This window comes from Arthrobacter sp. BF1 (genome assembly GCF_056680215.1).
This window is the reverse complement of the sequence record NZ_CM155271.1, coordinates 3,775,933-3,788,387: the sequence shown is the minus strand read 5'-3', so window position 1 is coordinate 3,788,387 and position 12,455 is coordinate 3,775,933. Positions and strand designations below refer to the sequence as shown.

Below are 12,455 nucleotides of genomic sequence, written 5' to 3'. Positions count from 1 at the left end.
TCACCCGTCCCATTCCGCAGGATCAGTCCAGGGGCAGGGTGACCGTGACAGTGGCACCCTGCCCCGGCGTCGAAGTCACTTGGATGGTGCCGCCGGCCTCGTGAACGGCCACGGACATCAGCCGCAGCCCGTACCCGTGGTGCCGCCCGCTGAGGGCAAGCTGGCTGTCAAAGCCCGCACCGTCGTCGGACACCACCAGGCGCACGCCGTGACCCACGGCGGCCAGCTGGACGGTGACTTCTGAGGCCTCTGAATACTTGAGTGCGTTGCTCAGCGCTTCGCGGGCTGACTGATACAGAAGGGACGCGCAGTTCGCCGGGATCTCAATGCCCCAGTGCGGAGTATCCCAGCGGACTGCTGTCCCCTGCTGGCGAAGAGGGCCGGTGAGCCGGTCAATGCAACCGGCCAGCCCCAAGCTGTAGAAATCGATCGGGTGGTGATCGGTGATCACTCCTTCGACCGCGACTACCTCGTCAAGAGCTAATTCGTTCGCCATTGAACTCTCCTGCTTCCCCGCAGTTTTTCTGTTGATAAGTCCAGAGTGAACCGCTAACTGCATGGGTTGCGAAGGGTTGGCTCAAGATCTCATCAAATTTTTCGGAATCCATTGCGGAGCAGCTTTTCACGGCAGGGGTTCTGTCTGACCGGCCTGCTTGATACCGTGATTTCCCCACATCCAGGAGGAGCTATGAGCATCAACTCACCCGAATCCCTGCCCGACGATGAGCCGCAGGAGGACGCTGCGGCGGGAGCCGTCAACAAAAAGGACGACGGCGGGGTCCCTACCGGTACGGACGGTGTCGGCCTGGGATTCACGCACGAGGCCAACACCTTCGAACCCGAGGAGGACACCGAAGCCGAATAGCAGCGGCTCCCTTTCGTTATCCTCGCAACGTTTCAGCGCCAAACGAACGGACGGGCGGTCTTTTCGCGCCCCGCCCCAGGACAATGTAAGGACCAAAGGTCGGCTCTGGGAGGGTGTGATGGGCAGTCGGTCCGCGGCAGGCGCGGCAATTTCCACAGCGTTACTTTTCACCGTGGTGCTCGCGGGCTGCGGTCCGCAGGCTGTACCGCCGACGACGTCTGCCAGTCCCAGCCCCACCGCCACCTCCACGATGGCGGCCCCAACAACGGCTGGGACGCCCACGGCGTCCGGCTCCCCGACCGCAACGGCCAGCGCACCGGCGTCGGCCGCCTGGACGAGCTTCACCACGGCTGACGGCCAGCTCATCTTCGACCTGCCCGCAGCGTGGAGCGTCCGGGACCCTGCCGGGGAACTGCCGGAAGGCGGCGGCGCCTTCGCCGAGGTCACCAACCAGGCAGGCAAGCCGCTGGCCACCCTGCGGACGAACATGGCCACCGGCTCCACCTGCATGGAGCGCTTCCCGTATCAGGTGTTTGAGTCACAGGAGCTGCCGGCACTCACGCAAAACGGCACAGCGCCCCGGTACGTTTTCGAGACCCGCGGGAACAACGCGACGCCGGGCCCGGCCGACACCCCGGCGGCGGCCTACGGCATCCAGACGAGTGCGCTGCCCACGGGTGACTCGGCCTGCGCCATCTTCCACTTCTTCACCTGGCCACCCACGGCCGCAATGTTCGGAGCGTTCTTCAGCCCGGAGAACAACGTGACGCCGGGTGCCGAGTCCTTGCCCTACCTGGAGCAGGCGAAGAAGTACGCCCAGACGGACGAGTACCGGGACGTCAAGCGGATGATCACGTCGCTGCGGCCGGCAGGGTAGGGCCCAAGGGGAGGCGCCGTCTAGCTAACGTCAGGACCAGTCGAAGAAGCCCTTGCCGGCCTTGCGGCCCAGCTCGCCGCGGGCCACCTTGTCCTTGAGGATCTGCGGCGGCGCGAACCGCTCACCGAGCGTGGACTGCAGGTATTCCGCGATGCCCAGCCGCACGTCCAGGCCCACGATGTCCGTGGTCCGCAGCGGCCCGGTGGGGTGCTTGTAGCCCAGGACCATGGCGGCGTCGATGTCCTCAGCGGACGCCACGCCCTCCTCCACCATGCGCATCGCCTCGAGCGCGATGGCCACGCCAAGCCGGGAGGAGGCAAAGCCAGGCGCATCGTTAACGACGACGGCGGTCTTGCCGAGTGCCTCGACCCACCCTTTCGCCGCCGCGGCAACGTCCGGGGAGGTTTGCTCGCCGAGCACTACTTCAATGAGCGTGGACGCGGGAACCGGGTTGAAGAAGTGCAAGCCGAGGAAGTTCTGCGGCCGCTTCAGTTCCCGGGCCAAACCGTTCACGGACAGGGATGACGTGTTGGACGCCAGGAACGCGTCCTCGGCCAGGCGTGCTTCGATGCCCCGGAGCGCCGTGACTTTCAGGTCCCAGTCCTCGGGGACGGCCTCGACAACCAGCTGGCGGTCCTTGAAGTCGTCGTAGTCCACCGTGACGGCGAGCCGGGACACCATCTCATCCAGGTTCACGTCGGTGGCGCCGCGTTCAATGCTTTTGGCGGCAGCGGATTCCACCCGTTCTCGGGCGGCTTCGGCGGACTCTTCGTCACGCTCCACCACCAGGACATTGGCGCCGTTGATCAGGAAGGCGTGGGCGATTCCCGCGCCCATGCGGCCCCCGCCGAGGACGCCGACGGTTGAGGGAAGGTTCGGGTTCATTTTTTGTCCGCTTTCTTGTCGAGGAACGCCTGCATGCGGTCAAACTTGGCCTGGGACTCAAAAAGGATTCCCTGCGCCAGCTGGTCAATCAGCGGATGTGCCTCGGCCGGGGCGTGGAACACGGACTTCGTAATGCGCACGGCCAGCGGGTCCTGGCGGCCGATCCGGTCCGCGAGGTTGTGGGCTGCGTCCATCAGGTCCGGTGCTTCGTGGATTTCCGTGATGAGGTTCGCCGCAAGGGCAGCCTCGGCACGGAGCACCAGGCCAGCCAGCAGGATCTGCTTGGCCAGCGGTTCGCCCACCAGTTCTTTGAGGCGCCAGCTGGCACCTGCCGCGGCGAGGATGCCCAGCCCGGTTTCGGGGTTGCCGATCCGGATGCTGGGCGTTCCGATCCGGAAGTCCGCAGCGTAGGCGAGCTCGGCGCCGCCGCCCAGGCAGTAGCCGTCTAGGGCGGCAATGACGGGCATGGGCAGCTTGGCGATCCGCACGAATATAGTGGAGTTGATGCCCTGCAGCGCGTCGTCACGGCGGCGTTCGCGCAGCTGGGCGATGTCCGCGCCGGAGGCAAAGACGCCGTCCACGCCGGCGATGATCAGGACCTTGGGGTTCTGCTCCAGCGCGGCGCAGACAATGTGCAGCTCGTCCACCATCTGCTGGTCGATGGCGTTCCGGACGTCCGGCCGGTTAAGGAGGACCACTACACGGTCCTCCCGCTCCTCCACCAGGAGCGTGCTGAAGTTCTGGTTCGCGAGGTCCGGGCCGGCCATTAGACGCGCTCCAGCAGCATCGCGGTGCCCTGGCCAACGCCGATGCACATGGTGGCGAGGCCGAGTTTGGCGTCCTCACGTTCCATCCGCCCCAGCAGGGTGATGGCGATCCGTGAGCCGCTGGAACCGAGCGGGTGTCCCAGGCTGATGGCACCGCCGTCGTTATTCACGATCTCCGGATCCAGGCCAAGCCGGCGCATGCTGGCAAGCGACTGCGTGGCAAAGGCTTCATTAAGTTCGACGGCGCCGAGGTCACCGACGCTGAGGCCGCTCCGCTTAAGCACTTTTTGGGTGGCGGGAACAGGCCCGATGCCCATGATCTCGGGTTCGCAGCCGGCCGAGGCGCCGTCGATGATGCGTGCGCGCGGGACCAGGCCCAGGCGTTCGATGGCGGCTTCGGAGGCCACGATGATGGCTGAGGCGCCGTCGTTCAGGGTGGAGGAGTTACCGGCGGTGACCACCGAACCGCCCGCAACCACGGGGCGCAGGCTGGCGAGGACGTCCAGGGTGGTGCCCGCGCGGGGCCCCTCGTCGGTGTCCACCACGGTTTCGGACTTCCGGGTTTTAACGGTCACGGGGACGATCTCGTCCGCGAACCGTCCGGCGGCGATGGCTGCGAGGGAACGTTCGTGGGACCGGACCGCAAAGGCATCCGCGTCCTCGCGGGAGATACCGTCCACCCGGGCCACTTCCTCGGCCGTCTCCGGCATGGAGTAAGTCATCTTGCCGTCGCGGGACAGCTCCCCCTTGGTGAAGAGCGGGTTGGCGAACCGCCAGCCGATGGACGTATCGAAGATCTGGCCGGGCTTGGCGAAAGCGGTGGCGGGCTTTTCCTGGACCCAGGGCGCCCGGCTCATGGACTCCACACCGCCGGCGATCACCACGTCCGCAGCACCTGACTTGATCATGTGGCTGGCCTGGATGATGGCGCTCAGCCCTGACGCACACAGCCGGTTGACCGTAATCCCGGGGATGTGGAGGGGTAGTCCTGCCAGCAGGGTGGCCATCCGGGCCACGTTGCGGTTTTCCTCGCCGGCGCCGTTGGCGTTTCCGAGGATGACTTCCTCAATGCTGTCCGGATCAAGTCCGGCGCGGGAAACGGCCTCACGGACCACCAGCGCGGCCAGGTCATCCGGGCGGACCGCGGAAAGCGCTCCGCCATAACGGCCTACAGGCGTCCGGACGCCACCAACAAGAAATGCCTCAACCATCAGAACAAGTCCTTTTCGCCAGTGAAATCGGCCGGGCTCGATTCAGTGACCGACCGTTCGTTCTATAAAGATTGTATGCCCTGCCGGCGGGACAGCTGCCTAGCGGGGCGCGTGGAGGCCGTCGAACGCGATGGAGATGACGTCGTCGGCCAGCTTTTGGGGGGAGAGGGAGCCGCCCGGTTTGTACCATTCCACGATCGAGTTGATGGTGCCGAACAGCAGGCGCGTCACGGTGCGCGGGTCGATGTCCTGCCGCAGCGATCCTTCCTCGCGGGCCGCGGAGATGAGTTCCGCCACCTCGTGGTCGAAGGCGCGGCGGCGTTCCAGCGCGTCGCGTTCAATTTCGGTGTTGCCGCGCAGGCGCAGGAGCAGCGTGACAAACGGCAGACGCTCCACCAGCACTGCCACGGTCTGCCGCAGCACGAACTCCAGCCGGGAATCGGCCGCGCCGGACGTAGCTTCGGGCTGTTCAAGGATGGCCTCGAGGCCGCCGAGCGCATGATCCAGCGCCAGCTTGAGGAGGTCGCCCTTGGACGGCACATGATGGTAGATGGCCGACTTGGAGATGCCCAGGTTCTCGGCCAGGATGCCCATGGAGGTGGCGTCGTAGCCGTGCCGGTTGAAGACGTCGACGGCGATGCGCAGCACGGACTGCTGGTCATAGCCGGGGCGGCCGCGCTTCGTGGCGGCAGGGCTGGCTGTATCAGTGGTGCTGGGCATGGTGCCTAGTTTCTCATGACGGTGAGTCTCATGAACGGTCGGTCAGGCGGCGCGGCGGGAAGGCCGCGCCGCCTGGGGCGCTTACGGCTTGGGCCGCATGTCGTAGATCCGGCGCAGCTTTCCGTTGGACCGCTCCAGCGAGCCGGGATCCACCACGTCCACCGTGCACGAAGAACCCACGTGGATCTTGATTTGCTCCTGCAGGGCGCGGGCCGCCGTCGAACTCTGCTCAATGGTGACCGTTTCGCGGCGCTCAATCCGAACGGTCAGCCGGTCCATGCGCTGGCCCTCGGGGCGGGTGAGTTCCAACTGGAAGTGCGGGCTGAGCTCGGGGATCCGCAGTGCGATTTCCTCGATCTGGGACGGGAAGACGTTCACGCCGCGCAGGATGATCATGTCGTCGCTCCGGCCGGTGATGCGTCCCATCCGGCGGTGCGCGGGCCGGGCAGTGCCGGGGAGCAGCCGGGTGAGGTCCTTGGTGCGGTAACGGATCACCGGCAGGGCTTCCTTGGTGAGCGAGGTGAAGACGAGTTCGCCGTGTTCGCCGTCGCGCAGCACGTTTTCCTTGCCCACCTCGGGCTTGAAGGGATCGATGATTTCCGGACGGAAATGGTCTTCCCAGATGTGGCAGCCGTCCTGCGTCTCCACCGCTTCGCCGGCGACGCCCGGGCCCATGACCTCGGACAGACCGTAGATGTCGCAGGCCTTGATGTTCATGGTGACTTCGAGTTCGTGCCGCATCTCCTCGGTCCAGGGTTCGGCGCCCAGAACGGCGAACTTCAGGGACGTGGAGGCGGGATCGATCCCCATTTTCGCCATGGCGTCGGCGATGGTCAGGAGATAGGTGGGCGTGGCCAGGATGGCGTCGGGCTTGAAGTCCTGGATGAGCTGGATCTGGCGTTCGGTCTGGCCGCCGGAGATGGGGATGACGGTGCAGCCCAGCGCCTCGGCGCCGGCGTGGGCGCCCATGCCGCCGGTGAACAGGCCGTAGCCATAGGCGTTGTGCACCTTCATGCCGGGGCGGATGCCGGACGCGCGGAAGCTGCGGGCCACCAGTTTTGCCCAGTCGGCGAGGTCCTGCTTGGTGTAGCCGACGACGGTGGGCCGGCCCGTGGTGCCGGAGCTGGCGTGCACGCGGGCTACTTCGGACTGCGGGACGGCGAACATGCCGAACGGGTATTCCTCGCGCAGGTCGTCCTTGGTGGTGAAGGGGAAGTTGCCCAAGTCGCTGAGTTCGCGCAGGTCGTTCGGGTGGATGCCGGCGGCGTCGAACTTGCGCTTGTACAGCGGCACGCGGTCGTAGGCGTAGGCAACGGTGTGCTGCAGGCGGCTCAGCTGGAGTGCTTCGAGCTCGTCGCGGGAGATGGTCTCTTCGTAGTCCAGGACGGCGTCGTTGCCCGTTGCGGTTGCCTGGGAGGTGGGGGATTCGGGGGCATGGAGGGTCATGGTTTCCTACTTCTTGGGGATGGTTCGGCTGCGGCCGCGGAACTCGGCTATGAGTTCGCCTGGCTGACCGGCGTCAAGCGGGGACTGGTGCTGCGCAGCGTCCGCGGCGAAGATCTGGATGTCGTACAGGCCGCTGCGCCCTGCACTCGACCGGCGGTCCGCCACGGCGGTGATCACTTGGCCGCGGTAGGCCGGTTTGAGGAAGTTGATGTCCACGCCCGCGGCCACCGTGATGCTGCCTTCGTCGCCGGGGCCCGGGTTCACGGGGTTGCAGGCGAGGGCGAAGGCGGTATCGGCGAAGGCGAAGATCATTCCGCCGTGGGCCATGCCGAAGCCGTTGAGCATTTCCTGCCGGAGGGTCATGCGGATGGTGGCGTGGCCGTCGGTGAGGGCAAGGACTTCAATGCCCATCCATTCGGAGGCGTAGTCATTTTCCAGGATGGGGTGGGTTACCCCGGAGAGAGCTGCTTCAGTCATGCGTCATTGCCTCCAGCTTTATTTACCGAATGTTCATTAGGTAATCCCAAAAGGGGTGCCGGTGTCAAGAGTGCAGTGCACCCGTTAGTGTTTCCGTTTCCTCAAGAGGTTAGTGATGCGCAGGGTGCAGAGCCGCTGGCCTGCGGCGTTGGTGATCAGGACCTCGTGGGTGGTCAGCGTGCCGCCGAGGTGGATGGGTGTGGCCGTGATGGTGATCAGGCCTTCGCGCGCGGAACGGTGGTGCGTGGCGGACACGTCAACGCCCACCGCGGTCTTGCCCATGGTGCTCGCGTGGATGACGGCCGCCCAGGAACCCACGGCCTCGCCCACGGCAAGGGAGGCCCCGCCGTGGAGGAGCCCGAACGACTGCCTGTTGCCCTCGACGGGCATGGTGGCCACCACCCGCTCCACCGATTCCTCGATGATTTTGACGCCCATCTTCTCGTCGAGCTCGCCGAGGGTGATTTTCCAGAGTTCGTGTTCGGAAAGTTCCGGCGCTGCGTGGGGGCTGTCCTGGGCTGGGGCGTTCATGGGTTCTCCTTGGTGCGGCATTGATCTTTCAGTGTGCAGCACAGATCATTCATGTACTGTAGTTATATTACCGAACGGACGGTCAGTAATGATCTGGCCGGTTACCGTTTGTCCCCCTTTTTGGAAGGACCCGTCAACGATGACCACCACTGCAACTGCTGAAGCCCCCGTGAATACCGTCGAGACCGTTCCCAGTTTCGTGCGGGATTCGTGGTGGACGCCCGACGCCGATTCCGCCGCTTCCGCTGTCCCCGTGCGGGATGCGAGCACCGGCGAAGTGCTGGCCAGGGTGAGCGCGGACGGCCTGGACCTGGCCGCCGTCGTGGAGTACGGCCGGACCACCGGCCAGGCGGAACTGGGCAAGCTGACGTTCCACCAGCGCGCCCTCAAGCTCAAGGAGCTGGCCCAGTACCTGAACGCCCGGCGTGAGCACTTCTACACGTTCTCGGCGCAGTCCGGTGCCACCAAGATCGATTCGATGATCGACATCGACGGCGGCATCGGCGTGCTGTTCACGTTTGGCTCCAAGGGCCGGCGCGAACTGCCCAACTCGCAGGTAGTGGTGGACGGGCCCATGGAGGTGCTGTCCAAGGACGGCTCCTTCGCGGGCGAACACATCTACACCCGCATTCCGGGCGTGGCCGTGCAGATCAACGCGTTCAACTTCCCTGTCTGGGGCATGCTGGAAAAGCTCGCCCCCGCCTTCATCGCCGGCGTCCCCACCATCGTCAAGCCCGCCACCCCCACCGGCTACGTCGCCGCTGCCGTGGTGAAGGCGATCATCGAATCCAACATCCTGCCCGCGGGCTCGCTGCAGCTCATTTCCGGTTCGGTCCGGGGCCTGCTGGACGTGCTGGACTACCGCGACCTGGTGGCCTTCACCGGTTCCGCCTCCACCGCCCTGGCCCTGAAGTCGCACCCCAACGTGGTGGAGGGCGGCGTCCGGTTCACCTCGGAAACTGACTCCCTCAACGCCGCCATCCTGGGCCCGGATGCGGTGGAGGGCACGCCGGAGTTCGACGCCTTCGTCAAGTCCGTGGTCACCGAGATGACCGTCAAGGCGGGCCAGAAGTGCACGTCCATCCGCCGCGCCATCGTCCCGCAGGAACTGGTTTCTGCGGTGACCGCCGCCGTCGGCAAGCGCATCCAGGAGCGCGTTGTCCTCGGTGACCCGCGCGCCGAGGGTGTCACCATGGGCGCCCTGGCGTCCCTGGAGCAGCTCGCCGACGTCCGCGCCGCCGTGCAGTCCATGCTCGACGCCGGCGGTGAGCTTGCGTACGGAACCCTCGATTCGCCGTCGGTCACCGCCGCGGACGGAACCACTGGCGTAGTGGAGAACGGTGCCTTTATGTCACCCGTTGTCCTGGGCTGGAGTGACCCGGAGGCGGAGGCGATCCACTCGCTGGAGGCGTTCGGTCCCGTCGCGTCGGTGATCGGTTACAAGGACCTTCCCGACGCCGTCCGCCTCGCCGCCCGGGGTGGCGGCTCCCTGGTGGCCACGGTCTGCACGAACGATCCGTCCGTGGCCCAGGAACTGGTCACCGGCATCGCCGCCCACCACGGCCGCGTCCTGATGCTCAACCGCGAGGACGCCCGCAGCTCCACCGGCCACGGCTCCCCGGTCCCGCACCTGGTTCACGGCGGCCCCGGGCGGGCCGGCGGCGGCGAGGAACTGGGTGGCATTCGCTCGGTCATGCACCACATGCAGCGCACCGCCATCCAGGGCTCGCCCAACATGCTGACCGCCGTCACGGGTGTCTGGCACACCGGGGCGGACCGCAACTTCACCCTCGAGACCGAGGGTCAGCACCCGTTCCGCAAGCCGCTGGCCACGCTGCACATCGGCGATGCCATCCGCTCCGACCTTCGCGAGGTGACCCTCGAGGAAATCACCAAATTCGCCAACTCCACCGGAGACACCTTCTACGCCCACACCAACCAGGCCGCGGCCGAGGCAAATCCGTTCTTCCCCGGCATCGTGGCGCACGGCTACCTGCTCCTCGCGTGGGGCGCCGGGCTGTTCGTGGAGCCGGCACCGGGCCCGGTCCTGGCCAACTACGGGCTCGAGAACCTCAGGTTCATCACGCCCGTGGCGGCCGGTGATTCCATCCGCGTGACCCTGACGGCCAAGAAGATCACGCCGCGCGAAACCGACGAGTACGGCGAGGTGGCCTGGGATGCGGTGCTGACCAACCAGAACGACGAGATCGTGGCTACCTACGACGTCCTGACCCTCGTGGAAAAGGGCTGAACAAAAAAGCCCGCGTCACTTGCCCCCATCCCTTATCGGCCCATATACTGAACGAACGGTCGGTAAATAATTGAGCGCCTTTGATAGGCCTTTTGCTAGAGGAGCAACCATGGCAGTGCAGAATCTGCAGTCAGTGACCGCTGAACTGTCCCCGCAAGAGCTGGAAGCCGTTGCCCTGCGCGATGCCGAGGGCCAGGCAAACTTTGACCGCGTGATCGCCGACGATTCCCGGATCGAACCCAAGGACTGGATGCCGGCGGCGTACCGCAAGACCCTCCTGCGCCAGATCTCCCAGCACGCGCACTCGGAAATCATCGGCATGCAGCCGGAAGCCAACTGGATTTCGCGCGCCCCCAGCCTCAAGCGCAAGGCCATCCTGATGGCCAAGGTCCAGGACGAGGCCGGCCACGGGCTGTACCTGTACTCCGCCGCCGAGACGCTGGGCCAGTCCCGCGACGAGATGATGGACGCGCTGATCGCCGGCAAGGCGCGCTACTCGTCCATCTTCAACTACCCGGCACGGACCTGGGCGGACATGGGTGCCATCGGCTGGATGGTGGACGGCGCCGCCATCTGTAACCAGGTGCCGCTCTGCCGCGCCTCTTTCGGCCCCTACGGCCGCGCCATGGTCCGGGTCTGCAAGGAAGAGTCCTTCCACCAGCGCCAGGGTTTCGAGATCCTGCTGGAACTCTCGCACGGCACGCCCGAGCAGAAGCAGATGGCCCAGGACGCCGTGAACCGCTGGTACGCCCCGGCGCTGATGATGTTCGGCCCGCCGGATGACGATTCGCCCAACTCCAAGCAGTCCATGGCCTGGAACATCAAGCGCTTCAGCAACGACGAGCTCCGCAACCGCTTCGTCGGCATGATGATGGAGCAGGTCAAGGTCCTGGAGCTCACCCTGCCGGACAAGGACATCCGCTTCAACGAGGAAACGAAGAAGTGGGAGCACGGGCCGCTCGACTGGGACGAGTTCCACGAGGTCCTCGCCGGCCGCGGACCCTGCAACTCCCAGCGGCTTGAGCGCCGCCGGGAGGCGCACGACGACGGCGCCTGGGTCCGCGAGGCAGCCGCCGCTTACGCGGCAAAACAGCAGGCAAAACAGTCAATGGAGACGAAGGAATACGCAGCATGAGCCCCCACGGCAACCCGGAAGTTCCGGCCTCCTCGGCCACCGAAATCAACCGCAGCGCGGAAAAAGTCAGTCCCGTAGTTGAGCCTGTTGAAACCCGCAGCGCCTGGGGCCTGTGGGAGGTCTTCGTCCGGTCCAGCCGCGGCCTGAGCCACGTCCACGCCGGCTCCCTGCACGCGCCGGACGCCGCCATGGCCCTGCGCAACGCCCGCGACCTCTACACCCGCCGCAACGAGGGTGTGTCCATCTGGGTGGTCCCCGCAGACGCGATTGCGGCCAGCGATCCGGACTCCAAGGGCTCGTTCTTCGAGTCCCCGCAGGGCAAGGACTACCGGCACGCCACCTACTACACCAAGAGCGAAGGGGTGAAGCACCTGTGAGCAGCGCTGAAACATCAACTGGCCACGGTGACATCTCCACCGGTGTAGCAGGCGGCGACAGCAACGCCAGCGCCACCCGGATCACCCCCGGCAACGCCCTCCGCCCGGAGGACATTGCCTTGGAAGTCCGCACCGGCCTGGCCAAGCCCACCGAGGACGTGGCGGAGTATGCGCTGCGCCTGGGCGACGACGCCCTGATCCTGGCCCAGCGCCTGGGCCATTGGATCTCCCGCGCACCGGAACTGGAAGAGGACATCGCCCTGGGCAACATCGCCCTGGACCAGTTGGGCCACGCCCGCAGCTTCCTCACCTACGCCGGCGGCGCCCTGGGGGAAAACGGCACGCCCAAATCCGAGGACGATCTGGCCTACTTCCGCCGGGAGCACGAGTTCCGCTCCGCCCACATTTTTGAACAGCCCAACGGCGACTTCGCGGCCACCATCGCGCGCCAGTTCGTGGTCAGCTACTACCAGTTCGAGCTCTACCGCCGGCTCACCGGGTCCACGGACGCCACGCTGGCCGCCATCGCGGCCAAGGCCGTGAAGGAAGTGGATTACCACCGGGACCACAGCGCCCAGTGGGTCCTTCGCCTGGCCGGCGGCACGGACGAGTCACGGAAAAGGATGATCCACGGCCTGCACGTGGTGTGGCCCTACGTGAACGAGCTGTTCGAGGACGACGACCTGGTGACCCGCCTCGCGGAGTCCGGTGCCGCCGTCGCGCCTTCCAACATCAAAGCGGACTTTGACCGCCTGACCGGGGAAATCCTGGCCGAAGCCGAGCTCGACGTGCCGGACGTTCCGCCGGCACCGGGCGGCGGACGCAACGGCAAGCACTCGGAGCACCTGGGCTACGTCCTCGCGGAGATGCAGGTGCTGGCCCGCGAGCATCCCGGCGCCAGCTGGTGACCGTC

Annotated in this window: 14 protein-coding genes; 6 read left to right on the top strand and 8 right to left on the bottom strand. The window is 66.2% G+C overall.

What is annotated here, in order from left to right; translation table 11 throughout:
• Positions 1–22 precede the first annotated feature (22 nt).
• The gene (locus AC1MCD_RS17810) at positions 23–496 is read right to left on the bottom strand and encodes a sensor histidine kinase (RefSeq protein ID WP_498673831.1); all 474 of its coding nucleotides are present in this window, start codon (positions 494–496) and stop codon (positions 23–25) included.
• 192 nt (positions 497–688) lie between these two features.
• Between AC1MCD_RS17810 and AC1MCD_RS17805 the strand changes: the two genes are divergently transcribed.
• Entirely contained in the window at positions 689–865 is a 177-nt protein-coding gene (locus tag AC1MCD_RS17805; protein WP_498673829.1) for a hypothetical protein, read from the top strand.
• A gap of 118 nt (positions 866–983) precedes the next feature.
• On the top strand, positions 984–1,742 hold the full coding sequence (locus AC1MCD_RS17800; RefSeq protein WP_498673827.1) for a hypothetical protein: 759 nt from the start codon (positions 984–986) through the stop codon (positions 1,740–1,742).
• Positions 1,743–1,772: 30 nt separating this feature from the next.
• On the opposite strand, the gene AC1MCD_RS17795 is transcribed toward AC1MCD_RS17800, so the two are convergent.
• The 7 genes from AC1MCD_RS17795 to AC1MCD_RS17765 all read right to left on the bottom strand — a co-directional run bounded on the left by AC1MCD_RS17795 (position 1,773) and on the right by AC1MCD_RS17765 (position 7,779).
• The gene (locus tag AC1MCD_RS17795) at positions 1,773–2,627 is read right to left on the bottom strand and encodes a 3-hydroxyacyl-CoA dehydrogenase family protein (RefSeq protein ID WP_498673826.1); all 855 of its coding nucleotides are present in this window, start codon (positions 2,625–2,627) and stop codon (positions 1,773–1,775) included.
• Entirely contained in the window at positions 2,624–3,394 is a 771-nt protein-coding gene (locus tag AC1MCD_RS17790; RefSeq protein WP_498673824.1) for an enoyl-CoA hydratase/isomerase family protein, read from the bottom strand. The genes AC1MCD_RS17795 and AC1MCD_RS17790 overlap by 4 nt, the downstream gene beginning before the upstream one ends.
• Positions 3,394–4,605, bottom strand: a complete 1,212-nt coding sequence (locus tag AC1MCD_RS17785; protein ID WP_498673822.1) for a thiolase family protein — start codon at positions 4,603–4,605, stop codon at positions 3,394–3,396. Before AC1MCD_RS17785 ends, AC1MCD_RS17790 begins: the two co-directional genes overlap by 1 nt.
• Positions 4,606–4,704: 99 nt before the next feature.
• Positions 4,705–5,325, bottom strand: coding sequence for a TetR/AcrR family transcriptional regulator (locus AC1MCD_RS17780; RefSeq protein ID WP_498673820.1), 621 nt, complete (start codon positions 5,323–5,325; stop codon positions 4,705–4,707).
• A gap of 81 nt (positions 5,326–5,406) precedes the next feature.
• On the bottom strand, positions 5,407–6,771 hold the full coding sequence (gene paaK, locus AC1MCD_RS17775; protein ID WP_498673819.1) for a phenylacetate--CoA ligase PaaK: 1,365 nt from the start codon (positions 6,769–6,771) through the stop codon (positions 5,407–5,409).
• A gap of 6 nt (positions 6,772–6,777) precedes the next feature.
• Positions 6,778–7,248: a hotdog fold thioesterase gene (locus AC1MCD_RS17770; protein ID WP_498673818.1), complete on the bottom strand. Its 471-nt coding sequence runs from the start codon at positions 7,246–7,248 to the stop codon at positions 6,778–6,780.
• A gap of 84 nt (positions 7,249–7,332) precedes the next feature.
• Positions 7,333–7,779 carry a PaaI family thioesterase gene (locus tag AC1MCD_RS17765; RefSeq protein WP_498673816.1) on the bottom strand — a complete coding sequence of 149 codons (447 nt, stop codon included), beginning with the start codon at positions 7,777–7,779 and terminating at the stop codon, positions 7,333–7,335.
• 139 nt (positions 7,780–7,918) lie between these two features.
• On the opposite strand from AC1MCD_RS17765, the gene paaZ reads away from it, so the two are divergent.
• From paaZ to paaC, 4 genes are all read left to right on the top strand, one after another.
• Positions 7,919–10,030, top strand: a complete 2,112-nt coding sequence (gene paaZ / locus AC1MCD_RS17760; protein WP_498673815.1) for a phenylacetic acid degradation bifunctional protein PaaZ — start codon at positions 7,919–7,921, stop codon at positions 10,028–10,030.
• 109 nt (positions 10,031–10,139) lie between these two features.
• The gene (paaA, locus tag AC1MCD_RS17755; RefSeq protein WP_498673814.1) at positions 10,140–11,165 is read left to right on the top strand and encodes a 1,2-phenylacetyl-CoA epoxidase subunit PaaA; all 1,026 of its coding nucleotides are present in this window, start codon (positions 10,140–10,142) and stop codon (positions 11,163–11,165) included.
• Positions 11,162–11,542: a 1,2-phenylacetyl-CoA epoxidase subunit PaaB gene (paaB, locus tag AC1MCD_RS17750; protein WP_498673812.1), complete on the top strand. Its 381-nt coding sequence runs from the start codon at positions 11,162–11,164 to the stop codon at positions 11,540–11,542. The genes paaA and paaB overlap by 4 nt, the downstream gene beginning before the upstream one ends.
• Positions 11,539–12,450: a 1,2-phenylacetyl-CoA epoxidase subunit PaaC gene (gene paaC, locus AC1MCD_RS17745; RefSeq protein ID WP_498673810.1), complete on the top strand. Its 912-nt coding sequence runs from the start codon at positions 11,539–11,541 to the stop codon at positions 12,448–12,450. The genes paaB and paaC overlap by 4 nt, the downstream gene beginning before the upstream one ends.
• Positions 12,451–12,455 lie beyond the last annotated feature (5 nt).